The organism is Bacillus sp. es.034 (assembly GCF_002563655.1).
Taxonomy (GTDB): Bacteria; Bacillota; Bacilli; order Bacillales; family Bacillaceae_B; genus Rossellomorea.
In genome coordinates, this window is sequence record NZ_PDIY01000001.1 from 685,001 (window position 1) to 709,458 (window position 24,458).

The 24,458-nt window shown below is 42.3% G+C and carries 42 protein-coding genes (1 of these 42 cut by a window edge); 1 reads left to right on the plus strand and 41 read right to left on the minus strand.

What is annotated here, in order from left to right:
* A protein-coding gene (locus ATG71_RS03480; protein WP_098438498.1) for a KinB-signaling pathway activation protein crosses the window boundary here: on the minus strand, positions 1-531 show its 5' portion. 105 nt of this gene lie to the left of the window's left edge; 531 of the gene's 636 nt are visible here — the first part of the coding sequence; the start codon lies at positions 529-531; its stop codon lies off the left edge, out of view.
* A gap of 149 nt (positions 532-680) precedes the next feature.
* On the opposite strand from ATG71_RS03480, the gene gerD reads away from it, so the two are divergent.
* Positions 681-1,325 (plus strand): spore germination lipoprotein GerD, encoded by a 645-nt coding sequence (gene gerD / locus ATG71_RS03485; protein WP_098438499.1) that lies wholly within the window; start codon positions 681-683, stop codon positions 1,323-1,325.
* Positions 1,326-1,401: 76 nt separating this feature from the next.
* Here the strand turns inward: gerD and ATG71_RS03490 are convergent, their stop codons facing one another.
* The 40 genes from ATG71_RS03490 to rpsJ all read right to left on the minus strand — a co-directional run bounded on the left by ATG71_RS03490 (position 1,402) and on the right by rpsJ (position 23,591).
* The gene (locus tag ATG71_RS03490; RefSeq protein WP_098438500.1) at positions 1,402-2,451 is read right to left on the minus strand and encodes a P-loop NTPase; all 1,050 of its coding nucleotides are present in this window, start codon (positions 2,449-2,451) and stop codon (positions 1,402-1,404) included.
* A gap of 123 nt (positions 2,452-2,574) precedes the next feature.
* Entirely contained in the window at positions 2,575-3,303 is a 729-nt protein-coding gene (cwlD, locus tag ATG71_RS03495) for an N-acetylmuramoyl-L-alanine amidase CwlD (protein WP_098438501.1), read from the minus strand.
* Between the two features lie 92 nt (positions 3,304-3,395).
* On the minus strand, positions 3,396-3,842 hold the full coding sequence (locus tag ATG71_RS03500) for a DUF2521 family protein (RefSeq protein WP_098438502.1): 447 nt from the start codon (positions 3,840-3,842) through the stop codon (positions 3,396-3,398).
* A gap of 234 nt (positions 3,843-4,076) precedes the next feature.
* Entirely contained in the window at positions 4,077-4,469 is a 393-nt protein-coding gene (gene rpsI / locus ATG71_RS03505) for a 30S ribosomal protein S9 (RefSeq protein WP_034765933.1), read from the minus strand.
* Positions 4,470-4,491: 22 nt separating this feature from the next.
* Positions 4,492-4,929 carry a 50S ribosomal protein L13 gene (gene rplM / locus ATG71_RS03510; RefSeq protein WP_098438503.1) on the minus strand — a complete coding sequence of 146 codons (438 nt, stop codon included), beginning with the start codon at positions 4,927-4,929 and terminating at the stop codon, positions 4,492-4,494.
* Between the two features lie 182 nt (positions 4,930-5,111).
* On the minus strand, positions 5,112-5,864 hold the full coding sequence (gene truA / locus ATG71_RS03515; RefSeq protein ID WP_098438504.1) for a tRNA pseudouridine(38-40) synthase TruA: 753 nt from the start codon (positions 5,862-5,864) through the stop codon (positions 5,112-5,114).
* 14 nt (positions 5,865-5,878) lie between these two features.
* Positions 5,879-6,676 carry an energy-coupling factor transporter transmembrane component T family protein gene (locus tag ATG71_RS03520; RefSeq protein ID WP_098438505.1) on the minus strand — a complete coding sequence of 266 codons (798 nt, stop codon included), beginning with the start codon at positions 6,674-6,676 and terminating at the stop codon, positions 5,879-5,881.
* Entirely contained in the window at positions 6,673-7,542 is an 870-nt protein-coding gene (locus ATG71_RS03525; protein ID WP_098438506.1) for an energy-coupling factor ABC transporter ATP-binding protein, read from the minus strand. Before ATG71_RS03525 ends, ATG71_RS03520 begins: the two co-directional genes overlap by 4 nt.
* On the minus strand, positions 7,518-8,408 hold the full coding sequence (locus ATG71_RS03530) for an energy-coupling factor ABC transporter ATP-binding protein (RefSeq protein WP_179886628.1): 891 nt from the start codon (positions 8,406-8,408) through the stop codon (positions 7,518-7,520). Before ATG71_RS03530 ends, ATG71_RS03525 begins: the two co-directional genes overlap by 25 nt.
* Before the next feature lie 226 nt (positions 8,409-8,634).
* Positions 8,635-8,997 carry a 50S ribosomal protein L17 gene (gene rplQ, locus ATG71_RS03535; RefSeq protein WP_034765940.1) on the minus strand — a complete coding sequence of 121 codons (363 nt, stop codon included), beginning with the start codon at positions 8,995-8,997 and terminating at the stop codon, positions 8,635-8,637.
* A 46-nt stretch (positions 8,998-9,043) separates the two neighbouring features.
* A complete protein-coding gene (locus tag ATG71_RS03540; RefSeq protein WP_034765941.1) occupies positions 9,044-9,988 on the minus strand; it encodes a DNA-directed RNA polymerase subunit alpha in 945 nt (314 codons plus the stop codon).
* 170 nt (positions 9,989-10,158) lie between these two features.
* Positions 10,159-10,548 (minus strand): 30S ribosomal protein S11, encoded by a 390-nt coding sequence (rpsK, locus tag ATG71_RS03545; protein WP_032085294.1) that lies wholly within the window; start codon positions 10,546-10,548, stop codon positions 10,159-10,161.
* A gap of 25 nt (positions 10,549-10,573) precedes the next feature.
* Positions 10,574-10,939 (minus strand): 30S ribosomal protein S13, encoded by a 366-nt coding sequence (gene rpsM, locus ATG71_RS03550; protein ID WP_034765943.1) that lies wholly within the window; start codon positions 10,937-10,939, stop codon positions 10,574-10,576.
* A 24-nt stretch (positions 10,940-10,963) separates the two neighbouring features.
* Entirely contained in the window at positions 10,964-11,077 is a 114-nt protein-coding gene (gene rpmJ / locus ATG71_RS03555; RefSeq protein ID WP_003156543.1) for a 50S ribosomal protein L36, read from the minus strand.
* Between the two features lie 38 nt (positions 11,078-11,115).
* Positions 11,116-11,334, minus strand: a complete 219-nt coding sequence (gene infA, locus ATG71_RS03560) for a translation initiation factor IF-1 (protein WP_034765945.1) — start codon at positions 11,332-11,334, stop codon at positions 11,116-11,118.
* Positions 11,327-11,650, minus strand: a complete 324-nt coding sequence (locus ATG71_RS03565) for a KOW domain-containing RNA-binding protein (RefSeq protein ID WP_098438507.1) — start codon at positions 11,648-11,650, stop codon at positions 11,327-11,329. The genes infA and ATG71_RS03565 overlap by 8 nt, the downstream gene beginning before the upstream one ends.
* Positions 11,651-11,665: 15 nt before the next feature.
* Positions 11,666-12,412: a type I methionyl aminopeptidase gene (map, locus tag ATG71_RS03570; protein WP_060674098.1), complete on the minus strand. Its 747-nt coding sequence runs from the start codon at positions 12,410-12,412 to the stop codon at positions 11,666-11,668.
* A complete protein-coding gene (locus ATG71_RS03575) occupies positions 12,412-13,062 on the minus strand; it encodes an adenylate kinase (RefSeq protein WP_098438508.1) in 651 nt (216 codons plus the stop codon). Before ATG71_RS03575 ends, map begins: the two co-directional genes overlap by 1 nt.
* 61 nt (positions 13,063-13,123) lie before the next feature.
* Complete coding sequence (gene secY, locus ATG71_RS03580; protein ID WP_060674099.1) at positions 13,124-14,416, minus strand: preprotein translocase subunit SecY; 1,293 nt, start codon at positions 14,414-14,416, stop codon at positions 13,124-13,126.
* Entirely contained in the window at positions 14,416-14,856 is a 441-nt protein-coding gene (gene rplO / locus ATG71_RS03585; RefSeq protein WP_034765954.1) for a 50S ribosomal protein L15, read from the minus strand. Before rplO ends, secY begins: the two co-directional genes overlap by 1 nt.
* Positions 14,857-14,888: 32 nt before the next feature.
* Entirely contained in the window at positions 14,889-15,071 is a 183-nt protein-coding gene (gene rpmD / locus ATG71_RS03590) for a 50S ribosomal protein L30 (RefSeq protein ID WP_034765956.1), read from the minus strand.
* A gap of 13 nt (positions 15,072-15,084) precedes the next feature.
* On the minus strand, positions 15,085-15,585 hold the full coding sequence (gene rpsE, locus ATG71_RS03595; protein WP_098438509.1) for a 30S ribosomal protein S5: 501 nt from the start codon (positions 15,583-15,585) through the stop codon (positions 15,085-15,087).
* A gap of 23 nt (positions 15,586-15,608) precedes the next feature.
* The gene (gene rplR / locus ATG71_RS03600; protein ID WP_060674105.1) at positions 15,609-15,971 is read right to left on the minus strand and encodes a 50S ribosomal protein L18; all 363 of its coding nucleotides are present in this window, start codon (positions 15,969-15,971) and stop codon (positions 15,609-15,611) included.
* A gap of 33 nt (positions 15,972-16,004) precedes the next feature.
* Positions 16,005-16,544, minus strand: a complete 540-nt coding sequence (rplF, locus tag ATG71_RS03605; protein WP_060674106.1) for a 50S ribosomal protein L6 — start codon at positions 16,542-16,544, stop codon at positions 16,005-16,007.
* 30 nt (positions 16,545-16,574) lie between these two features.
* Complete coding sequence (gene rpsH / locus ATG71_RS03610; RefSeq protein WP_060674108.1) at positions 16,575-16,973, minus strand: 30S ribosomal protein S8; 399 nt, start codon at positions 16,971-16,973, stop codon at positions 16,575-16,577.
* A 30-nt stretch (positions 16,974-17,003) separates the two neighbouring features.
* Positions 17,004-17,189 (minus strand): type Z 30S ribosomal protein S14, encoded by a 186-nt coding sequence (locus tag ATG71_RS03615; RefSeq protein ID WP_010191505.1) that lies wholly within the window; start codon positions 17,187-17,189, stop codon positions 17,004-17,006.
* Between the two features lie 24 nt (positions 17,190-17,213).
* Entirely contained in the window at positions 17,214-17,753 is a 540-nt protein-coding gene (gene rplE, locus ATG71_RS03620; protein WP_060674110.1) for a 50S ribosomal protein L5, read from the minus strand.
* Between the two features lie 26 nt (positions 17,754-17,779).
* Entirely contained in the window at positions 17,780-18,091 is a 312-nt protein-coding gene (gene rplX / locus ATG71_RS03625; protein WP_034765969.1) for a 50S ribosomal protein L24, read from the minus strand.
* Positions 18,092-18,130: 39 nt separating this feature from the next.
* On the minus strand, positions 18,131-18,499 hold the full coding sequence (gene rplN / locus ATG71_RS03630) for a 50S ribosomal protein L14 (RefSeq protein ID WP_060674112.1): 369 nt from the start codon (positions 18,497-18,499) through the stop codon (positions 18,131-18,133).
* 44 nt (positions 18,500-18,543) lie between these two features.
* A complete protein-coding gene (gene rpsQ / locus ATG71_RS03635) occupies positions 18,544-18,807 on the minus strand; it encodes a 30S ribosomal protein S17 (RefSeq protein ID WP_032085279.1) in 264 nt (87 codons plus the stop codon).
* Positions 18,808-18,827: 20 nt separating this feature from the next.
* A complete protein-coding gene (gene rpmC / locus ATG71_RS03640; protein WP_060674114.1) occupies positions 18,828-19,031 on the minus strand; it encodes a 50S ribosomal protein L29 in 204 nt (67 codons plus the stop codon).
* Positions 19,021-19,455, minus strand: coding sequence for a 50S ribosomal protein L16 (rplP, locus tag ATG71_RS03645; RefSeq protein WP_060674116.1), 435 nt, complete (start codon positions 19,453-19,455; stop codon positions 19,021-19,023). The genes rpmC and rplP overlap by 11 nt, the downstream gene beginning before the upstream one ends.
* Before the next feature lie 2 nt (positions 19,456-19,457).
* Positions 19,458-20,114 carry a 30S ribosomal protein S3 gene (gene rpsC, locus ATG71_RS03650; protein WP_060674118.1) on the minus strand — a complete coding sequence of 219 codons (657 nt, stop codon included), beginning with the start codon at positions 20,112-20,114 and terminating at the stop codon, positions 19,458-19,460.
* 3 nt (positions 20,115-20,117) lie between these two features.
* Positions 20,118-20,459 carry a 50S ribosomal protein L22 gene (gene rplV, locus ATG71_RS03655; protein WP_034765976.1) on the minus strand — a complete coding sequence of 114 codons (342 nt, stop codon included), beginning with the start codon at positions 20,457-20,459 and terminating at the stop codon, positions 20,118-20,120.
* 19 nt (positions 20,460-20,478) lie between these two features.
* Entirely contained in the window at positions 20,479-20,757 is a 279-nt protein-coding gene (rpsS, locus tag ATG71_RS03660; RefSeq protein WP_060674120.1) for a 30S ribosomal protein S19, read from the minus strand.
* Positions 20,758-20,817: 60 nt separating this feature from the next.
* Positions 20,818-21,648, minus strand: a complete 831-nt coding sequence (gene rplB / locus ATG71_RS03665; RefSeq protein ID WP_060674122.1) for a 50S ribosomal protein L2 — start codon at positions 21,646-21,648, stop codon at positions 20,818-20,820.
* Positions 21,649-21,679: 31 nt separating this feature from the next.
* Entirely contained in the window at positions 21,680-21,964 is a 285-nt protein-coding gene (gene rplW / locus ATG71_RS03670; RefSeq protein ID WP_034765982.1) for a 50S ribosomal protein L23, read from the minus strand.
* On the minus strand, positions 21,964-22,587 hold the full coding sequence (rplD, locus tag ATG71_RS03675) for a 50S ribosomal protein L4 (RefSeq protein ID WP_098438510.1): 624 nt from the start codon (positions 22,585-22,587) through the stop codon (positions 21,964-21,966). Before rplD ends, rplW begins: the two co-directional genes overlap by 1 nt.
* Before the next feature lie 30 nt (positions 22,588-22,617).
* On the minus strand, positions 22,618-23,247 hold the full coding sequence (gene rplC / locus ATG71_RS03680) for a 50S ribosomal protein L3 (RefSeq protein WP_060674124.1): 630 nt from the start codon (positions 23,245-23,247) through the stop codon (positions 22,618-22,620).
* Positions 23,248-23,282: 35 nt separating this feature from the next.
* Positions 23,283-23,591, minus strand: a complete 309-nt coding sequence (rpsJ, locus tag ATG71_RS03685; RefSeq protein WP_034676072.1) for a 30S ribosomal protein S10 — start codon at positions 23,589-23,591, stop codon at positions 23,283-23,285.
* Positions 23,592-24,458: the final 867 nt, after the last annotated feature.

Here is a 24,458-nt window from a genome sequence, read left to right on the forward strand (position 1 = left end):
CATAAGATACAGCCATTTCACGGAATTGACCAGTAATACCGGAAGCCATTCAAGTGTCGTCACAACGATCATAAAGAATAGGGCTGAAACAAATGTGTTGGTTTGTGCTTCTGATTGTTGATTTTTGATGTAAGCCACAACAAGACCCACTACAAAGATCCCGATTCCGAGAAGAATATAAGGCGTATACGATTCTCCCTCTACAGCGAAGGCTCTGAATCGGAAGTAAATTAAATCGAACAGGACAAGGGCGATCAGCACCACTTGAACGGGGTTCCATAAGCTCTTAAACATCCCCATCCCGAATTGATGGATGGTTAAGTAAGCGAAATAGCCCATTTGACTGATGACACTAAACGTAAATCCTACAAATATGAACCAAAGTAAACTCGATAATATCCCAATCACGTCACCGTCCTGAAAGTATGGTCCGAACTGATCCCATCTTATGATCAGGGCGGCGACACCTGTAACGGCTCCTCCGATTACTAACGTATGAATAAATAAACGAATCCAATTGCGGATGGTCACTTCTATTTTCCTCCAAATAAAAAAATATACACTCACTTGATTGTACCAACGCATGTTGGAAAAATCCAGGTTCCAATTTTACCTGTGCATATTTTTTTCGATATTTCTCATATTAAGGGTAAGGGAATTTGTATGGAAGGAGCCTACCCATGAAAAGATATTCCTTTCTTTTTCTATTGCCCTTTCTTCTTCTATCCGCTTGTGGCGGTGGCGGGGATACGGGCAGTGGCAAAATGGATTACGAAGAAACCAAGAAGATGGTTGTTGATATATTAAAGACGGATGACGGTAAAAAAGCCATCCAGCAAGTCATGTCTGATGAAAAAATGAAGTCAGAGCTTATTATGGATCAGGGTGTTGTAACCGATACGATATCCAAAACCCTTACATCTGAAAAGGGGACAGAATTCTGGAAGAAATCCTTTGAAGATCCGAAGTTTGCTGAAGCCATGGCAAAAAGCATGAAGGATGGCAACGAAAAATTGCTCAAGGACCTCATGAAGGACCCTGAGTACCAAGGAATGATGATGGACCTTTTAAAGGATCCGGAATTCAAAAAAGAGCTTACCGAAGTATTAAAGAGCCAGGAATACAAGGAACATTTGCAAAAGGTGATTACGGAGACCTTCCAAAGCCCGCTATTCAAGGCTAAGCTGCAGGATGTATTATTGAAGGCTGCAGGGGAAATCAAAGATGGCGGAAAAAGTGAAGGCAGCAGCAGTCAATCATCAGGCAGTGACCAGGGTGGTTCTGGAGACTCCGGTGGTACAGGCAGCGGTGGCGGGGGTCAATAGAAATATTCCTCCTGCCAATATGTAAAAATGAAAAGGGACCACATGCATATTTCAGCATTGGTCCCTTTTTGCTTCTTTAAGACAGTTTTTCAATTACTTTGTGAGCGATTTCCCCATATATCTGACCGAGTCGGTGATCCTCAGCATAAATGGAAGGGGCAAAATCCACTTCATTCCAGTCTGGCTGCTGTAGTGGAAGCTTGCCAAGTAAATCGGTACGGAGCTCTTCTGTAAGCTTCTCTCCACCGCCTTGACCGAAGACGAATTCCTTTTCACCTGTCAGCTTACTTTCAAAGTAAGACATGTTTTCTACCACACCAAGGATGTCATGGTCCGTTTGAAGGGCCATGGCCCCTGCACGGGCTGCTACGAATGCCGCTGTCGGATGAGGTGTCGTCACGATGATTTCCTTACAATGTGGAAGCATCGTATGAAGATCAAGTGCAACGTCCCCTGTTCCCGGTGGCAGGTCCAGCAGTAAATAATCCAATTCTCCCCACTCGACTTCAGAGAAGAAGTTGTTCAGCATCTTACCAAGCATCGGCCCTCTCCAAATAACAGGGGCATTATCCTCTACGAAGAACCCCATGGAGATGACCTTCACGCCAAATCGTTCTACTGGAATAATTCTTTCCCCGCGTACGACCGGTCTCTTTACGATCCCCATCATATCGGGAACGCTGAAGCCGTAAATATCGGCATCCACAAGGCCAACCTTCTTGCCTTGTCGGGCCAGTGATACGGCAAGGTTAACCGAAACCGTTGATTTTCCTACGCCGCCTTTTCCGCTGGCAATCGCAATGAAAGTCGTCTTACTTGCAGGGGATAAGAGGTCCGTTCCTTCTCCACCTGCGCCTCTATGCTTTTCAAGCTCCTCTTCCGGAAGCTCTGTGAAACGGATCCCGACAGATTCCGCTCCGTTCTCCTTTAATACTTGTACAATTTGCTGTTGGAATTGCATTTGCTCCCCGGTACCCGTTTTGGCAATGGCAATTTTCACACTGACATGGTTCTTTTCTTCCTTAACGGAGATGTCTACAACACCATTTGTTTCTTGTAAGGTTTTATTCAAAAAAGGATCTTTTAATCCAAATAAAAGTTCGCGTGTTTGTTGTTCCGATAACATGAATAACCACCCTTTTCTATGTATTCGTTTTCAATCATCTGTTTTCAGTATAACATATTCTCTGTTGAATGAATGCTCAAAAGGTTTTGAATGCTTTTGTTGAATAATAAAAAAGCTGAGAGGTTATTCCTCGTCAGCTTTTCCTTTGTCTTCATTGTCCGCGGTCAGGTAGTTGAGTACCCCCTGGTAGACGGAGGCAGCAATTTTTTGCTGGTAGTCTTCCTTCAGTAGATTGGCCCTTTCTCCGGGATTGGAGAGGAATCCGATTTCCACGAGGGCTCCGGATTTTTTGGCATGCTTCAGGATATAGACATTTTGCAGACCCTTTGCTTCCCGGGTCGTATTTTCCAGATTTCGTATCAGTTCTGCTTGGATCGCTTTGGCGAGTGCTTTATTTTCTTCAAACTTTGGATTGTAGAAGGTCTGGGCCCCGCTCCATTTCGCAGATGGAATGGAGTTCAAGTGGATACTAAGAAACATATCCGCTTGGGAATCATTGATCAAATTGAGCCTTTTCTTAAGATCTTCCACTTTCCTACGGCTGTAACCTCTCGTCCCCTCGTCGGCAAGATCTTCATCTTTTTCGCGCGTCAGGATCACAAGGGCCCCTTGTTCCTGGAGATAATCCCTTATCATCAGTGACACATTCAATGCGATGTCCTTCTCAAGTGCCTTCTCATCTCCCGCCCCGCCGTCCGGGCCCCCATGTCCCGGATCTATATAGATGATTTTTCCTGATAAGGGGAGATTCCATGAATCCCATGTATCTTTGTCTAATATTTTATATTGAATGATGAATAATAAAATAGCCAGTGCAGAAATTATCCCGATAACCTTCAGTTTCTGAACCATTCCAGTCCTCCTATTTCAAGTCTTGGCGACGGAGGAAGCCTCCGCTGCCTTTACTAAAAAATATGGGACAAGAATGGGTTTTAGAACTGAAATTAATGCAGCCGTAATTTGTGACGCTTGATACCTTTTTCATATCCTTCTGACCACCATGTTTCCACAAAGTGCTCACAACAGAAATAAAAGGACTCATCTACTTCATTCGATACACCCATCTCAGACCAGTACAGCCAGAAATTATAAAGGGTGTCAATAAAATGCTTCATTTCTTCCTCACATCGCTTTTTCACTAATTCGGTATCTTCACCTGAGTACCCGAATTTGCTGATCTTTCCTCCAAGGAGATAAGCTTCTATAGCGACATCAAAACATGCTTCATCAAATCCCTGCTGCATGAATACGCCGCCTTGAACCTTTATATATCCAAAATGCCGCCGGACACTCTCCTGCAGCATCTTAATCGAAATTTCTTTCAGTAACGTTCTTTCCGTCTTGATCTGCTTCTCTCTTCTCTTTGTATTGAAAGTCGTAATAACGTTCAAACATCATTCACCCCTTTGAACGTATTTTCCTACTTAACCCACCACTTCATTCGAGTAACTGTTACCAATTTTCCTGGAGGGACGGACCTCCATATCGCCCCTTCAGGAAGTAGACATTTCCTGATATACAGCGATTCCGCTGCTAAATTGTATGTAAATTGGAGGTCCGTCCCTCAAACCCAATAAAAAAAGCCCAGCCGACAGAATCGGCTGAGCTTTTGTGTGAAATAATAATTAACGCTTAGAGAATTGTGGCGCGCGACGTGCACCTTTAAGACCGTATTTTTTACGCTCTTTCATACGAGAGTCACGAGTTAATAATCCAGCGCGTTTTAGAGTTCCACGGTATTCAGGGTCTGCTTGTAGTAAAGCACGAGCGATTCCGTGACGGATCGCACCAGCTTGACCAGCATAGCCTCCACCATTAACGTTTACTAAAACGTCATAGTTACCAAGAGTTTCAGTTGCAACTAGTGGTTGCTTAATTACTTCTCTTAGTGCTGCGAATGGGATATAAACTTCTACTTCACGATCATTGATAACAATGTTTCCGTTACCTGGTACTAAACGTACACGAGCTACTGAGCTCTTACGACGACCAGTTCCGTAATATTGAACTTGAGCCAAGATAATAACCTCCTCTTATTAATTATCCACGAAGTTCGTAAACTTCAGGTTGTTGTGCTTGATGCTTATGCTCTGCTCCAGCATATACATGTAATTTCTTGAACATTTGACGACCTAGAGAACCTTTTGGAAGCATACCTTTAATAGTAAGCTCAAGCATTTTCTCTGAGTAGTTTGTACGCATTTCTAATGCTGTACGTTGTTTTAAACCACCAGGGTGATTAGTGTGACGGTAGTAGATCTTGTCCGTTAACTTCTTCCCAGTTAGTTCAATTTTTGAAGCATTAAGAATGATTACATGATCACCAGTGTCAACATGTGGTGTGAATGTTGGTTTGTGTTTTCCGCGTAGAATTGAAGCAACTTCACTGGATAGACGTCCAAGAGTTTTACCTTCAGCATCTACAACGAACCATTTACGATCGATTTGATTGGCTTTTGCCATATACGTTGTACGCATGATTTAACCTCCTATTTAATGAATCCGTAGTATTTATTTTCTAATCACAATAAGTTTCCGGGGCTTATCGTGGGGTTAATAACATACCATATGCTATATTATCTTGTTCCCAGTCTATTGTCAAGAGAATGTTACACCAGGATTAGTTGTTTTAGTATTTTTTTTATTAAATCCATACAATCCTATTTCACAACAGGATCATAGTCCACTCTCCACAGATATAACCCATGGGGCGGTGCGGTCTTTCCTGCACGGTTGCGATCCCGTGCTACGAGTATTCCGGGTACTTCATCCACAGGAATATTCCCAGTACCCACCTCTAACAAAGTACCGACCAGGATCCTCACCATATTGTATAGAAATCCGTTCCCCACAAAAGAAAAAATGATTTCTTCTTCATGTTCCTGGATTTCTATCCGATGGATGGTTCGTACTTTGTCTTCGACTTCTGTCTTAGCCGAGCAGAAGCTCGTGAAGTCGTGCTCCCCGATCAGGTGCCGGGCAGCACGCTCCATATCCGGAACCGAAAGCGTATGGGGATAGTGAAGGGCAAAATGCCGGTTGAACGGACTTCTTGATTCCCCTGTATAGATTCGATAACGGTATTCTTTCTGCTCCACGGAAAACCGCGAGTGAAAATCCGTTGAAACAAACGCGGCCTCTTTCACGGTCACTTCATCCGGTAACCTTGTATTCAGCACGATCGGCCATTTCTCTTCTGGAATGGATAAAGGTGTGTCAAAATGAAAGACCTGACCGTTTGCATGGACGCCTGCGTCGGTCCGTCCAGACCCGCTGATCCGGACAGAAGCGCCTTTATGGATAGTGGACAAGATGCTTTCTATAAGTCCCTGGACGGTACGCTCTCTAGGTTGTACCTGATAACCATGAAAATAGGTTCCATCATAGGCGATGGTACACTTCACTCTCTGCATACGTGACACTCCCATTATGCTCTGAAAATAATTAATACCGTTGTGAGGAGGGCCAGAACGATTAACGCTCCCGTATCCTTCTTATGCCAGGACAACAGGCGGTATTTCGTCCTTCCCTCCCCTCCTTGATACCCTCTTGCTTCCATGGCCGTTGCCAGGTCTTCGGCGCGTTTAAATGCACTGACGAAGAGAGGAATCAATAAAGGGATGATCGCTTTGATCCGATCTTTGATGGGACCTGATGAAAACTCTGCCCCCCTGGCAATCTGTGCCTTCATGATTTTATCCGTTTCCTCCATCAAGGTTGGGATGAACCGCAGGGAAATCGACATCATGAGAGCGAGTTCATGTACAGGGAATTTCACTTTCTTCAATGGATTCAAAAGTGTTTCAAGCCCGTCTGTTATCGTGATGGGTGAGGTCGTGAGCGTTAATAATGAAGTAACAAGGATCAGGTAAAAGAATCGTAATGATATAAAGATCCCCTGTCTTAGCCCTTCTTCATGAACCGACAAGATACCCAGGTCCAAAATGACGGGACCTTCCTTTGTAAAAAATACATGTAAGAAAAACGTAAACAAAATCAGCCAAAGAATGGGCTTCAATCCTCCGATGATAAAACGGATGGAAAGGTTGGATAGTATGAGTGCGCTAAACGTAAAAAGACCGAGCAGTGCGTATGTGACAGCATTATTGGCCAAAAAGACGACACCTATAAAACCAAAAATAAATAAAAGCTTTGCCCTGGGGTCCATTTGGTGAAGAATGGATTTGGCCGGTACATAACGGCCGAAGATCATTTTTTCCATCATAATCCTTCACCTCCGCCCTGGATCGCACGGATGGCTGAAGCCAATTCGTCTATTGTCAGACACGTATTCGGAAGTTTCTTTCCGGTCTTTTTTTCAAATTGATATTGGAACCGAACCACATCCGGTACATCCAATCCCATCTCGAACAGTTCGTCCGTCTGGGAGAAGATTTCTGCAGGGGTTCCTTTTCGTTTTAAATGGCCCTTTTGCATGATGACGATCTCTTCTGCATAGTGAGCGGCGTCTTCCATGCTATGAGTGACGAGAATGGTCGTCAATCCTTTTTCCTTATGAAGGGCATAGAACATGTCCATGATCTCCCTCTGCCCTCTTGGGTCGAGTCCTGCTGTAGGCTCGTCCAGGACAATGACTTCTGGATTCATAGCCAATACACCAGCAATGGCAACCCGTCTCATTTGTCCACCTGAAAGATCGAATGGGGATTTCTCCAGTACATCGGGAGACAAACCAACCTTTACAATCAATTCTTTCGCTCTTTGTATCGCTTCTTCCTCGGATACACCAAAGTTCATCGGACCATAACAAATATCCTTAAGGACGGTTTCTTCAAACAGTTGATGCTCAGGGAATTGAAAGACGATCCCTACCTTCTGTCTGACAGGCTTTAAATTCTTTGCCTTTTCCTTTGCCTTGATCTCGTGCTCGCCTACTTGCACAAGTCCCTCTGTAGGCTTTAATAATCCATTGAGATGCTGCAATAATGTGGACTTGCCTGAACCGGTGTGACCGATCACTGCGAGAAACTGACCGGTTGGAATCGAAAGGTTGATATCTTGAAGGGCAAGTTTTTCGAATGGAGTGTTGAATGAATACCGGTATTCTACCTGTTGAAATGTGATCTGCATAGTTCATCCACCAACTCTTCTTCTGTAAAGTATGTTTTAGACAGGGGGATCCCTGCTTCCTTCAGTGCCCCGGCAAGCTTGATGGTGAAAGGCGAATCCAATCCAAGCTTTATGAGCTCATCCTCTAATAGGAAAATCTCTTCCGGTATCCCTTCCTTAAAGACACTGCCTTGATTCAAGACAATCATACGATCTGCCTTTGTTGCTTCCTCCAGGTCATGGGTGATGGAGATCACCGTCAGGTTCTCTTCTTCTTTCAGTTTACGGATTGTTTCAAGAACTTCCTGTCTTCCCTTTGGGTCAAGCATCGATGTGGCTTCATCCAAGATGATGATGGATGGCTGCAGGGCTACAACCCCTGCTATCGCCACACGCTGCTTTTGGCCCCCAGATAAATGGTGCGGCTCTTGATCAAGAAAATCTTCCATATGGACACTTTTTAAAGCATCATTGACCCTCTGTACCATCGATTCATAAGGTACTCCATGGTTTTCTAACCCAAAAGCCACATCATCCTCTACTGTAGCACCAACAAATTGATTATCGGGATTCTGAAAGACCATACCCAGCTTTGAACGGATGTCCCAGATAGAACGTTCCTCAAGAGTGATCCCGTCCACCGTCACTAGTCCCTTCTCGGGGAAATGAAGCCCATTCAGCATCTTGGCAAGGGTGGATTTACCGGATCCGTTATGTCCGACGATCGCGAGCCACTCACCTTGATTGACCGTCAGGCTGATGCCTTTAAGGGCATACGTATTCTGATCAGGGTATCTGAAGTGCACATCGTCCACTTTAATGATTTCCTTCAATTCTGTAACCTCCTCTACGCTATCCTTACTCAGCTCTGCTAAAAACCTTTGCATATAAAAAAAAGCCTGCACCCCGACCAAAGAAAAGAACATCTTTTCTTGTTCATCCATTGAACAGCTTCTATGAACATAGAAGTTGGAAGGGGTGCACGAGCTAGACGAGTCAGACAGCGCTGCTCATCGTAACGCTCTGCTTTTCATCACATGCACTTATACAAAAAGGGCAAAGAAGCAGTTAAGGATTAACTGTCCCGCCCTTAATGTTAGAAGTCACGAATTATTAAACTAATTCGATGATTGCCATTGGAGCACCGTCACCACGGCGAGGACCAACCTTCATAATGCGAGTATATCCGCCTTGACGCTCTGTGTAACGAGGAGCGATGTCAGAGAATAACTTTTGTAAAGCATCTTGGTTGTTTTCAGCGTTTGCAACTTCTTTACGAATGAATGCACCAGCTTGACGACGCGCGTGAATGTCACCACGTTTACCGAGTGTGATCATTTTTTCCACAACTGAACGAAGCTCTTTCGCACGAGTTTCAGTTGTTTCGATGCGCTCGTTAATGATTAGGTCTGTAGCTAAATCACGTAGCATTGCTTTACGTTGAGCACTGGTACGTCCTAACTTTCTGTAAGCCATTAAGGGTTCCCTCCTTTGTTGAGTCTATATATGAAAGAAGATGTTATCAGTCGTCTTTACGTAATCCAAGTCCAAGGTCTTCAAGTTTAACTTTAACCTCTTCAAGGGATTTACGTCCTAGGTTACGCACTTTCATCATATCTTCTTCAGTCTTGTTAGCAAGCTCTTGAACAGTATTGATTCCAGCACGCTTCAGGCAGTTATAAGAACGAACAGAAAGATCCAATTCTTCGATAGTCATCTCAAGAACTTTTTCTTTTTGGTCTTCTTCTTTTTCTACCATGATTTCAGCATTCTGCGCTTCATCTGTAAGGCCAACGAAAATATTTAAGTGTTCTGTTAGAATCTTAGCACCTAAAGAAATTGCTTCTTTCGGTCCAATACTTCCATCAGTCCATACATCAAGAGAAAGTTTATCGTAGTTCGTCATTTGACCAACACGAGTATTTTCTATTTGATAGTTAACGCGTGAAACTGGAGTGTAAATAGAATCGATTGGGATCACGCCAATAGGAAGATCCTCACGTTTGTTTTGGTCTGCTGGTCTGTACCCACGACCACGGGATGCACTTAAACGTACTCGGAAGTGACCACTCTTAGATAATGTTGCAATGTGCAAATCAGGATTTAACACTTCAACATCACTATCATGAGTAATATCCGCAGCCGTTACGACTCCTTCGCCCTGTACATCAATCTCCAGCGTTTTTTCTTCATCAGAGTAGATCTTCAACGCTAGTTTCTTGATATTCAAAATGATGGATGTGACATCCTCTACGACGCCTTCAATTGTTGAAAACTCATGCAGTACTCCATCTATTTGAATAGATGTGACAGCAGCACCTGGGAGTGACGATAATAGGATACGACGTAAGGAGTTACCCAAAGTTGTACCATATCCACGCTCAAGTGGTTCTACGACGAACTTTCCATATGTGGCATCATCGCTGATCTCAACCGTTTCAATTTTTGGCTTTTCAATTTCGATCATTAATATTTACCCTCCTTCAAAACGTCGAAACTCCGGGCTAAATAAGATAAAGTCCGAAATTCCCCATGTTTACGTTCCCTATTGTGCACCAACAACTGGTTACTTTTCTGAATGAACGTATCTTGTATCATATCCCATTATAGACAACGATACAAAATTTATACAGAAAATTAAACGCGGCGACGTTTTGGTGGACGGCATCCATTATGAGGAACTGGAGTAACGTCTCTGATTGCAGTAACTTCTAGACCTGCTGCTTGAAGAGCACGGATAGCTGCTTCACGACCAGCACCAGGACCTTTAACTGTTACTTCAAGAGTCTTTAAACCATGTTCCTGAGAAGCTTTAGCTGCTGTTTCAGCTGCCATTTGTGCTGCGAATGGAGTGGATTTACGAGAACCTCTGAATCCTAGTGAACCTGCACTTGACCATGCAACAGCATTTCCGTGAACATCAGTAATAGTTACGATTGTGTTATTGAATGTAGAACGAATGTGTGCAATACCAGCTTCGATATTCTTTTTCACACGACGTTTACGAGTATTAGTTTTACGTGCCATACTAAGAAGTAACCTCCTTTACCTATTATTTTTTCTTGTTAGCTACAGTCTTACGAGGACCTTTACGTGTACGAGCATTGTTCTTCGTATGTTGTCCACGAACAGGTAGTCCACGACGGTGACGAAGACCGCGGTATGAACCGATTTCCATAAGACGTTTGATGTTTAGTGATACTTCACGACGAAGATCACCTTCTACTTTTAATTTATCAACGATATCACGAATCTTTCCTAGTTCGTCGTCAGTAAGATCGCGAACGCGAGTATCCTCAGATACACCAGCTTCAGATAAGATTTTCGCTGCAGTATTTTTACCAATACCGTAGATGTATGTTAATGAAATGACAACACGTTTGTCACGTGGAATGTCTACACCAGCAATACGTGCCATAGTGATAGCGCACCTCCTTTAAGATTAGCCTTGTTTTTGTTTGTGTTTAGGGTTTTCACAGATAACCATGACTTTACCTTTTCTACGAATAACTTTACATTTTTCGCAGATTGGTTTAACAGATGGTCTAACTTTCATCTTATTCTAACCTCCTTAATAGTACGGAGTGCAATAGATTATTTATAACGATAAGTGATTCTACCACGAGTTAAGTCATACGGTGATAATTCCACTGTTACCTTGTCACCAGGTAGGATACGAATGAAATGCATACGGATCTTTCCTGAAACATGTGCCAGTACTGTATGACCATTTTCTAATTCTACCTTAAACATCGCATTGGGCAAAGTCTCGGCGACCTTACCTTCAACTTCAATTACATCATCCTTAGCCATCGAACATGTCTCCCTTCTTCTCATCATTTAATACTTCGTTAACAAACTTTGAAACAGCATAACGCAGTTTACCGTTCGTTACTCTGCCTGATTCTATCATACTGTTTTGAACTTCTGGAGAAACATAGTCACACAAGTGAAGATGAGCGATGTTCTTGCGCTTGGCGCGATCGAACTTTCGTCTATCCCCATCTGCTATCAGTACAAAACGTTCATCCAACTGCTGAATAACGACCGAGTAGCTTCCAGCCTCTCTCCCTTTAAGGGTTTGAACAATCTGGCCTACCCTCGGAACCGTTGATTCTGACTCGATCAATCCAATCACCTTCACTTAGGCTTTCGTCAATATCTCATAGCCGTCTTCAGTAATTGCTATTGTGTGTTCAAAGTGCGCACACATTTTATCATCTACTGTGACGACTGTCCAGTTATCTGATAACGTTCTAACATATCGACTTCCTGCATTAACCATTGGTTCAATAGCCAGTACCATGCCAGGCTTTAAACGCGGACCTTTGTTGGGTGGTCCATAATGAGGGATTTGCGGGTCCTCATGTAAGTCTTGACCAACTCCGTGCCCCACATACTCCCGAACGATTGAAAAGCCATTAGCCTCAACAAAAGTTTGTATACTATGAGAGATATTCGACAGACGCTCGCCTGGTTTCGCTTCTTTAAGGCCCAGAAATAATGATTCTTCCGTTACATCAAGAAGCTTCCGGGTTTCATCATCTATTGTTCCAACTGGATATGTCCAAGCTGAGTCACCGTGATAACCATTATATTTAGCACCGATATCGATACTGATAATATCGCCATCTTTCAATACTCGATCGCCTGGAATTCCATGTACCAACTCATTGTTGACTGAAGCACAGATGCTGCCACGAAACCCATTATACCCTTTAAAAGATGGAATTGCATCATGTTTACGAATGAATTCTTCAGCAATTGCATCCAATTCCTTCGTCGATATTCCCGGAGAAATATACTTTTGCAATTCCGCATGAGTCAAAGCAACAATCTTACCAGCATGCCGCATGATCTCAATCTCTCTCGGAGTTTTAGAAATGATCATTATGAAAGGCCTCCAAGTAGTTCATCAATGTCATCAAACACTCTATGGATGTCTTGTTGACCGTCAATGTTTTTCAGATAGCCTTTATCTTCGTAGTAAGCCAATAGTGGTTGGGATTGTTTGATGTTTACGTCCAAACGGTTTTGAACCGTTTCTTCGTTATCATCTGCGCGTTGATATAACTCGCCGCCGCAGCGATCACAAACGCCCTCTTCCGTTGGCGGATTAAAGACAAGATGATAAGTAGCGCCGCACTCTTTACAGATCCTGCGACCTGTCAAGCGCTCCATCAGGATGTCCTTATCTACATTTATATTAATGACATAATTCATTTTCTTACCAAGATCAGCTAGGATGTTTTCAAGTGCTTCTGCCTGAGCAACCGTTCTTGGAAACCCATCCAGTAAGAAGCCTTTTTCACAGTCCTCTTTGCTTAATCGTTCACGGACGATACCGATTGTCACTTCATCAGGAACAAGGTCGCCATTATCCATAAATGATTTAGCCTTCAAGCCTAGTTCAGTACCTTCTTTGATAGCTGCACGGAACATATCACCTGTAGAGATATGGGGGATACCATATTTATCTACGATTTTTTCAGCTTGAGTGCCTTTTCCTGCGCCTGGTAAGCCCATAAGAACTATATTCACTCGTACTCCCCCTAATTGTCTATAAAATGGTTTCAGGAACAAGATGTTCCCGAAAACCCTCTTATTTAATAAATCCTTTGTAGTGACGCTTCACTAACTGTGCCTCTAGTTGCTTCATAGTCTCAAGTGCAACCCCTACTACGATCAGTAAGCTTGTTCCACCGATTTGAGCTGCAGGAGGTAATCCCGCAAAGTTAATGAAGAAAACTGGTAGGACTGCGATAACAGCTAAGAAAATGGCCCCAACAAATGTTAGACGATACAGAACGCGAGTGAGATACTCTTGTGTGGTTTTACCTGGACGAATACCAGGGATATATCCACCTTGCTTCTTCAAGTTTTCAGCCATTTGTTCTGGATTCACTTGAATGAAAGCATAGAAATACGTAAAGGCAACGATCAGAGCTACATAGATGATCATACCAACTGGTTTGGTGTAATCAAAGATGTACTGGATCGTACTGGTCACATCATTGTCTCCAAAAAAGGATGAAATGGTCTGTGGCGTGATAATGAAAGAAATCGCAAAGATAACTGGAATAACACCCGCAGCATTCACCTTTAATGGTAGATGTGTCGATTGTCCACCAACCGGACTACGCCCCACTAAACGTTTTGCATATTGAATCGGAATCTTACGAAGTGCTTGTTGGATAAACACGACACCAACCACGATTGCAATAACTGCTAAAACAAGAAGTGCAAGAACCACAATACGAAGGAAGAGCTGTTCGCCTGCTCCCTCGATTTGTTGAGCATAGATTTGGTTTACAGTGTTAGGGATCGCAGCAACGATACCTGCAAAGATCAGGATCGAAATACCATTCCCAACACCTTTAGCCGTGATTTGTTCACCAAGCCACATAAGAAAAGCCGTACCAGCTGTTAGAACTAAAGCTATTAGTAGGTACGTACTGACTCCGGGGTTTTGGATAAGCATTCCACCGTAAATTCTGTTAAAGCCGTAGGACATTCCCAAAGCCTGGATGAATCCAAGAATGATAGTGAAATAACGTGTGAACTGAGCTAATTTACGGCGCCCGACTTCACCCTGCTTAGACCACTCAGTAAACTTCGGTACAACATCCATTTGCAGGAGCTGCACGATGATCGAAGCCGTGATATAAGGCATGATTCCCATCGCGAAGATGGAGAAGTTCTTTAACGCACCGCCACCAAATGTATTCAGGAAACCAAGGATCCCTGCCTGGTCTTGCATTTTCAATACATTAGCGTCTACGCTTGGCACAGGAATAAAGGTACCAAGACGAAAGACTATTAACATTAGAAGGGTGAAGATAATTTTGTTTCTTATATCACCCACGCGCATAAAATTGGAGACAGTTTGAAACATTAGATCACCTCGGATGTACCGCCAGCAGCTTCGATAGCTTCTTTAGCAGTGGTTGAGAATTTTTGTGCTTTTACTGTAAGCTTTTTCTCGATTTTACCTTTACCAAGAATCTTAATTCCTGCTTTTTCGTTACTCACTACACCAGATTCTACAAGTAGAGCTGGAGTAACTTCTGTACCATCTTCGAAGCGATTTAATGCGTCAAGATTGACAATTGCATATTCTTTACGATTGATGTTCGTGAATCCACGTTTAGGTAGACGTTGGAACAATGGTGTTTGACCACCCTCGAAGCCAGGACGAGTTCCGCCACCTGAACGGGCGTTTTGTCCTTTATGACCTTTACCAGCAGTCTTTCCATTACCTGAACCAATACCACGTCCTACACGATTGCGGACTTTACGTGAACCTTCTGTAGGCTTTAACTCATGTAATTTCATGTCGGCACCTCCTTCTTTTTAAGCGTTAAGAATTATTTTTCAGTTACTGTAACAAGGTGAGCCACTTTGTTGATCATACCGCGGATAGCAGCATTATCTTGTTGCTCAACTGTTTGGTGCATTTTGCGAAGTCCTAAAGCTTCAACCGTTTTGCGTTGATCTTGAGGACGGCCAATGATGCTACGAGTGAGGGTAATTTCTAGTTTGTTAGCCATCGTTATCCCTCCCTTAACCTAAAATCTCTTCAACTGATTTACCACGTAGTTTTGCAACGTCTTCAGCGGTCTTTAATTGTTTTAAACCTTCGATTGTAGCGCGAACCATGTTAATTGGAGTGTTAGATCCTAATGATTTAGATAGGATATCTTGAACACCAGCTAATTCAAGTACGGCACGAACAGGTCCACCGGCGATAATTCCTGTACCCGCAGAAGCAGGCTTGATCAGGATTTGACCAGCACCAAAACGTCCAGTTACTAGGTGAGGTGTTGTACCCTCAACCATAGGAACTTCAATTAGATTTTTCTTCGCATCTTCAATCGCTTTACGGATTGCTTCAGGTACTTCCTGAGCTTTACCAGTTCCGAAACCAACGTGACCGTTTTTGTCGCCCACTACTACAAGAGCAGCGAAACGGAAACGACGTCCACCTTTAACAACTTTCGCAACACGATTGATTGTAACTACGCGTTCTTCAAATTCTAGTTTGCTTGAGTCAATACGACGCATTTGGATTGTCCCTCCTTTTTTTATTAAAATTCTAAGCCGTTTTCACGAGCTGCTTCAGCTAAAGCTTTGATACGGCCATGATATAAATATCCACCACGGTCAAATACTACGGATTTTAATCCTTTTTCTACTGCACGTTTCGCAACTAGTTCTCCAACTTTAGCTGCTGCATCAGCAGTAGCAGATGAGTCTAGATTGAAATCTTTATCTTGAGAAGATGCACTAACTAGAGTAACACCATTCACATCATCGATAAGTTGAGCGTAGATATTTTTGTTAGAACGGAAAACGTTCAAACGAGGACGAGTTTCAGTTCCAGTAATCTTTGAACGGACACGAGCATGTCTTTTCTTACGTGTTTTGTTCTTATCTGGCTTAGTAATCACCTACGGTCACTCCTTTCTTTTGCCTACGCGGCATTATTTACCTGTTTTACCTTCTTTACGACGAACATATTCACCTTCGTAGCGAATACCTTTTCCTTTGTAAGGCTCAGGAGAGCGTACAGCACGAATGTTAGCAGCTAATGCTCCAACACGTTCTTTGTCGATACCTTTGATAGATATCTTTGTATTAGCCGGTACTTCGATCTCGATACCTTGTTCTGGCTCAATCTCAACTGGGTGAGAGTAACCAACGTTAAGTACAAGCTTAGTACCTTGTTTTTGAGCACGGTAACCTACACCGACAAGCTCAAGATTTCTTTGGAATCCTTTAGATACACCTTCAACCATGTTCGCGATTAGGGCACGAGTTGTACCGTGTAACGCGCGGTGTTCTTTTGCATCAGAAGGACGAGTAACTGTTGCTACATTTCCTTCTAATTCAACTTTAATATCAGAATTGAATGTACGAGAAAGTTCCCCTTTAGGTCCTTTTACAGTTACTGTGTTATCTTCAGCAACTGTTAGAGTAACGTCAGATGGAATTTCTACTGGTAGTTTTCCTACACGTGACATCCTGTTGCACCTCCATTCATATAAAAAATATTACCAAACGTAAGCTAGTACTTCTCCGCCTACTTGTTGAGCACGAGCTTCTTTATCAGTTAAAACACCTGTAGAAGTAGAAACAAGCGCGATACCTAAACCGTTTAGTACTCTAGGTACCTCTGTAGATTTAGCATATACACGTAAACCAGGTTTAGAGATACGCTTTAATCCAGTGATTACACGTTCGTTGTTTGCTCCATATTTCAAGAAAATGCGGATAACACCTTGCTTGTTATCTTCTACATATTCTACGTCACGTACGAAACCTTCACGTTTGAGGATTTCTGCAATTTCTTTCTTGATGTTAGAAGCAGGAACTTCTAATCTTTCGTGACGAACCATGTTCGCATTACGGATGCGAGTAAGCAAATCTGCAATTGGATCTGTCATTGTCATAATAATTTACCTCCTTCCCAATATGGGGTATTACCAACTAGCTTTCTTAACGCCAGGAATCTGACCCTTGTATGCAAGTTCACGGAAACAAATACGGCAAAGCTTGAATTTACGGATAACTGAATGAGGACGTCCGCAACGTTCGCAACGAGTATACGCTTGAACATTATGCTTTGGCGTGCGTTTTTGTTTCGCAATCATAGATTTTTTAGCCACATTTTCGCCTCCCTTATATAGCGATTACTTTTGGAATGGCATTCCGATTTGTGTCAACAATTCACGAGCTTCTTCGTCTGTGTTCGCAGTTGTTACGATTACGATATCCATACCGCGTGCTTTAGACACTTTATCATAATCAATCTCAGGGAAAATCAATTGCTCTTTTACTCCTAATGTATAGTTACCGCGACCGTCGAATGCTTTTTTAGAAACACCGCGGAAGTCACGTACACGTGGAAGTGAAACAGAAATTAATTTATCTAAGAATTGGTACATACGCTCTCCACGAAGAGTAACTTTTGCACCGATTGGCATACCTTCACGAAGACGGAAGCCTGCGATAGATTTTTTAGCTTTTGTTACAACTGGCTTTTGACCAGTGATTTGAGTTAATTCATCAACAGCTACATCAAGAGCTTTTGAGTTTGAAACAGCATCGCCGACACCCATGTTGACAACGATCTTTTCAACTTTAGGTACTTCCATTACTGATTTGTAATTGAATTTGCTAACTAGAGCTGGACTGATTTCTTGTTGAAATTTTTCTTTTAGGCGGTTCATTCAGAATACCTCCCTTCTTAATCGTACTATTTATCTAGAACTTCACCTGATTTTTTTGCTACACGTACTTTTTTGCCGTCTTCTGTCTTATAACCTACACGAGTTGGCTCGTTAGATTTCGGATCTAGAAGCATAACATTTGATACATGGATAGATGCTTCCTGGCTGATGATTCCGCCTTGCGGATTCATCTGTGAAGGTTTAGCGTGTTTTTTTACAACGTTGATTCCTTCAACTAGCACTCGGTCTTTCTTTGGGAATGAAGCAAGAACAACACCTGTCTTACCTTTGTCTTTCCCAGTAATGACCATTACTTTATCGCCTTTTTTTACATGCATTTCATCGCACCTCCTTGAATGGCCCAATGCTAATATCTATTAAAGAACTTCTGGAGCTAAAGATACAATTTTCATAAAGTTGCTGTCACGCAGTTCACGGGCAACAGGTCCGAAGATACGAGTTCCACGTGGTCCTTTATCGTCACGGATAATGACACAAGCGTTCTCGTCGAACTTAATGTAAGTACCGTCTTGACGACGTACACCAGACTTAGTACGTACAACAACCGCTCTGACTACGTCACCTTTTTTAACAACGCCACCTGGTGTTGCTTGTTTTACTGTACACACGATAACATCACCGATGTTAGCCGTCTTGCGTCCAGAACCACCAAGCACTTTAATAGTTAATACTTCACGAGCACCAGAGTTGTCAGCAACTTTTAAACGTGATTCTTGTTGAATCATGTAGGTAACCTCCCTTCGGAATATAAAATATCCGAACAAATATATTAGATAATAACTGCTTTTTCAACAACTTCTACTAAACGGAAACGTTTTGTAGCAGATAGCGGACGAGTCTCCATGATACGTACGATATCGCCTACTTTTGCTTCGTTGTTCTCATCATGAGTTTTAAACTTCTTAGAGTACTTAACGCGCTTGCCGTATAGAGAATGCTTTTTATAAGTTTCTACCATAACCGTTACTGTTTTATCCATTTTGTCGGAAACAACACGGCCAGTGTATACCTTACGTTGGTTGCGGTCACTCATTTAAGCAAACCTCCTCTCATTTATCGATTGTTAACCCCGATCTCTCTTTCACGGATTACAGTTTTCATACGAGCGATCCCTTTGCGGACTTCACGGATGCGAGCTGTGTTTTCTAATTGTCCAGTCGCAAGTTGGAAGCGAAGGTTAAATAACTCTTCTTTCAGAGTCTTTACTTTTTGTTCAATTTCAGCAGTGGTTAGGTCACGAATTTCATTACTTTTCATTTGATTCACCACCAATTTCCTCACGTTTTACAAACTTCGTTTTGATTGGAAGTTTATGTGATGCTAGACGAAGCGCTTCACGAGCTACCTCTTCAGAAACACCAGCGATTTCAAACATGATTTTTCCAGGCTTAACTACTGCTACCCAACCTTCTGGAGCACCTTTACCTGAACCCATACGAACTTCTAAAGGTTTTGCTGTGTAAGGTTTATGAGGGAAGATTTTAATCCATACTTTACCGCCACGTTTCATGTAACGAGTCATAGCGATACGAGATGCTTCGATTTGACGGTTTGTGATCCAAGAAGCTTCAACTGCTTGTAAACCGTATTCACCGAACGCCACTTCTTGACCGCCTTTAGCACGTCCACGCATTTTTCCGCGGTGTTCGCGACGATGTTTAACGCGTTTAGGTAATAACATAATTATTTGCCTCCTTCCTCAGATTTCTTTCTTGTAGGAAGAACTTCTCCACGATAGATCCATACTTTAACGCCAAGCTTACCATAAGTTGTATCAGCTTCTGCATGAGCATAGTCAATGTCAGCGCGTAGAGTATGAAGTGGAACAGTACCTTCACTGTAATGTTCTGAACGAGCGATATCTGCTCCGCCTAAACGACCAGATACTTGTGTTTTGATTCCTTTTGCACCAGCACGCATCGCACGTTGCAGCGATTGTTTCTGAGCACGACGGAAAGAAACACGATTTTCTAATTGGCGAGCGATGTTTTCTGCTACTAATTTCGCATCAACGTCAGCTCTTTTGATTTCAACGATGTTGATGTGTACACGTTTTGAAGTAAGTTCGTTTAATGCTTTACGAAGTGCTTCAACTTCTGTACCACCTTTACCGATAACCATACCAGGTTTAGCTGTATGAACAGTAATGTTAATACGATTTGCTGCGCGTTCGATTTCTACTTTAGAAACAGAAGCGTCAACTAAACGTTTTGCAATATATTCACGTACTTTAATGTCTTCGTGTAATAGATTAGCGTAATCTTTATCTGCGTACCATTTAGATTCCCAATCACGGATTATACCGACACGAAGTCCGACCGGATGTACTTTTTGACCCACAGCTTATCCCTCCTTCTTTTCTGATACGACAAGTGTAATGTGACTTGTACGTTTGTTGATTTGACTTGCACGTCCCATCGCACGAGGACGGAAACGTTTAAGTGTTGGTCCTTCATTTACATAAGCCTCAGTTACCACTAGGCTATTAATATCCATGTCAAAGTTGTGCTCTGCGTTCGCAATAGCAGACTTAAGTACTTTTTCGATTACTGGTGAAGCAGCTTTAGGTGTATGCTTTAAAATAGCAACCGCTTCTCCAACTTGCTTACCTCGGATTAGATCAACGACTAAACGTACTTTACGAGGAGCAATACGTACTGTTCTTGCAACAGCTTTTGCTTGCATTAGGATACCCTCCTCTCAATTAGCGTCTTGTTTTCTTATCATCACTTGCATGACCTTTGTAAGTACGAGATGGCGCGAATTCACCAAGCTTGTGTCCTACCATGTCTTCAGTGACGTATACAGGTACATGTTTACGACCATCGTAAACTGCGATAGTGTGACCGATGAATGCTGGGAAGATCGTTGAGCGACGAGACCAAGTTTTAACAACTTGTTTGCCTTCAGTTTCGTTCAATTTCTCAACCTTATTCATTAAATGATCATCAACAAAAGGTCCTTTTTTTAAGCTGCGACCCATGTTTGAACCTCCCTTCGTGACTGATCTACGGCTCTTTTCAGGAACCGTAGTACAATCCCGTTATTTTTTGCGACGACGCACAATAAATTTATCAGATTTGTTGTTTTTCTTACGTGTCTTGTATCCAAGAGTAGGTTTACCCCATGGAGACATTGGTGATTTACGTCCGATTGGAGCGCGACCTTCACCACCACCGTGTGGGTGATCGTTAGGGTTCATGACAGAACCACGAACTGTTGGGCGTTTACCTAACCAACGAGAACGACCGGCTTTACCAATGTTGATCAGTTCGTGTTGTTCATTTCCAACTTGACCTATAGTAGCACGACAAGCAGAAAGAATCATACGAGTTTCACCAGAGTTCAAACGTACAAGTACATATTTACCTTCTTTACCAAGTACTTGAGCAGATGTACCAGCAGAACGAACTAACTGACCACCCTTACCTGGTTTAAGTTCAATATTGTGTACGATTGTACCGACTGGGATGTTGATAAGTGGTAATGCATTACCTACTTTGATATCTGCTTCTGGTCCAGACATTACTTCCATACCTACAACAAGTGTTTTAGGTGCAAGGATGTAACGTTTTTCTCCATCAGCGTAGTTGATTAGTGCAATATTAGCTGAGCGGTTTGGATCATATTCGATCGTAGCAACGCGTCCAGGTATACCATCTTTTTCACGTTTGAAATCGATGATACGGTATTGGCGCTTATGGCCGCCACCTTGATGACGAACTGTTAACTTACCTTGGTTGTTACGGCCACCCTTTTTGTGTAGGGGTGCTAAAAGTGACTTTTCCGGAGAATCAGTCGTGATTTCAGCGAAATCAGAACTAGTCATGCCGCGACGACCATTAGAGGTAGGTTTATACTTTTTAATCGCCATGTTTTTCCCTCCTCTTCTTAATTAAAGAATTTTATACTTCAAAGAATTCGATTTCTTTACTGTCAGCAGTAAGCTTAACGATAGCTTTACGACGCTTGTTAGTGTAACCAGCGTGTTTACCCATGCGCTTGAACTTACCTTTGTAGTTCATGATGTTTACTTTATCTACTTTCACGTCAAAGATTGCTTGAACGGCGTCTTTTACTTGAGTTTTGTTAGCTCTAGTATCAACTTCGAAAGTATACTTTTTCTCAGACATAAGATCAGTTGAAGCCTCTGTAATTACGGGGCGCTTAATGATTTCACGTACATCCATTATGCGAGCACCTCCTCTACTTTTTCAACAGCTGATTTAGTCATCACTAGTTTGTCATGTCCTAATACATCCAGAACGCTAATTCCTTCTGCAGTAACAACAGTTACACCAGGGATGTTACGAGCTGAAAGTGCTACGTTTTCGTCAAGACCGTCAGTGATTACTAATGTTTTAGAATCAACAGAAAGACCTTTTAGAACGCTAGCAAATTCTTTTGTTTTAGGAGCATCGAATGATAATGCTTCTAATACTAAGATGTTTTCTTCTACAACTTTAGAAGATAATGCAGATTTAATCGCTAAGCGACGAACTTTCTTAGGAAGTTTGTAGCTGTAGCTGCGTGGAACTGGTCCAAATACAGTACCACCACCGCGCCATTGTGGAGAACGGATTGACCCTTGACGAGCACGACCTGTTCCTTTTTGACGCCAAGGCTTACGCCCACCGCCACGTACTTCAGAACGATTTTTAACTTTGTGATTACCCTGGCGTAAAGACGCTCTTTGCATCAATACTGCTTCAGTCATCACATGTGTGTTTGGTTCAATACCAAAAACAGTGTCTTTAAGTTCGATATCACCAACTTTAGAACCGCTTTGGTTAAATAATGCTACTTTCGGCATTCTTGTTTCCTCCTTTCTTGAAAAGTTCTATTAGTTTGCTTTAATAGCTGACTTTACTTTGATCAGTTGTTTCTTAGGTCCAGGTACATTACCTTTGACTAAGATAAGGTTACGTTCAGCATCAACTTTTACAATCTCAAGGTTTTGAATTGTAATTTGCTCTCCGCCCATACGTCCAGGTAGTAATTTACCTTTGAATACACGGTTTGGATCAACAGGACCCATTGAACCGGGACGACGGTGGTAACGAGAACCATGGGACATAGGTCCGCGTGATTGGTTGTGACGCTTGATAGCACCTTGGAAACCTTTACCTTTTGATACTCCTGTTACATCTACGATTTCGCCTGCAGCGAAAATATCAACTTTGACTTCTTGACCAACTTCGTACTCTTCTACGTTTACACCGCGGATTTCACGGATGAAGCGCTTAGGAGCAGTTTCAGCTTTAGCGACGTGGCCTCTCTCTGGTTTGTTAGAAAGCTTTTCACGTTTGTCTTCAAAACCTACTTGGATAGCTTCGTAGCCATCAACGTCTGTAGATTTCTTTTGAAGTACCACGTTTTGAGCAGCTTCGATAACAGTTACAGGGATAAGATCACCGTTTTCAGCGAAAACTTGAGTCATACCAATCTTTCTTCCTAAGATTCCTTTGGTCATAAGTCACACCTCCTAAATAATATGGTTTTTATGAATTAAAGTTTGATTTCGATATCTACACCTGATGGTAAGTCTAAACGCATAAGCGCATCTACTGTTTGAGGTGTCGGATTTACAATGTCGATTAAGCGTTTATGAGTACGCATTTCGAATTGCTCACGAGAATCTTTGTATTTGTGCACAGCACGTAAAATTGTATAAATTGACTTTTCCGTCGGTAGTGGGATCGGTCCTGAAACCGCCGCACCAGAACGTTTTGCTGTTTCAACAATTTTCTCAGCTGATTGATCAAGAATTCTGTGATCATAAGCCTTTAAACGGATACGAATCTTTTGTTTTGCCATTATTTTCCCTCCTTTATCGCCTATTTTTGAATAGACATTCTCCACAGAAATTTCCCACACACTCGCCATGGCAAAGCGGCCGTGTGTGTCAGCAACCTTCTGTTTCATCGCAGTCAAAGACCAACATTGTCTATTATAACTAAAACACCCAGAAGAAGCAAGGGTTTCTTGCAATTTCTTTATGTTTTGCACACTTTCTCTATTATACAAACGAACGGTGATATTTTCAAGGTTAAGTGATATTTTCACAATATTTAATATAACAACTTATTTTATGTACTATAAGCATTTTGTGAAAGTAAATATTATTTATATATGAGCGACTGCATGTTGATTTCCACTGCAGGCAGCTCGCTTTCCGCGGGGCTGGCGGTGAGCCTCCTCGGGCTTCGCCCTGTGGGGTCTCACCTGTCCAGCATTTCCCGCAGGAGTCGAGCTGCCTTCCGTTGCAATCAACAATGGGTTTTGATATAAATTGAAAGTTTGAATGTGTTGATAACCTTTTTTAAAAACTTAGTAATAGTGCGTGCTTATATATAGAAGAAAGTCGCAAATATAATCATTGATCCTTGATCTAAATCAAATTAGTTCGGTATTTTTATTATTAATTGTAAAGTTTATAATTAATATATTGCAGTCTCCAGCTGTTGATTGGAGTGCAAGACGGAGACTCCTTCGGGAAAAGCGAAATAGGTGAGACCCCGCAGGAGCGTCAGCGACGAGGAGGCTCGCCTTTCGCCCGAGGAAAGCGGAGTCTTGCACGGAAATCAACAGCGGCATTAAAACATTGATTTTTTCTTGTGGATTAGATCTAAATCATTTTGTAAGAGCCGGAATCTTCCCATTCCAAAAATGAACACAAAAAAA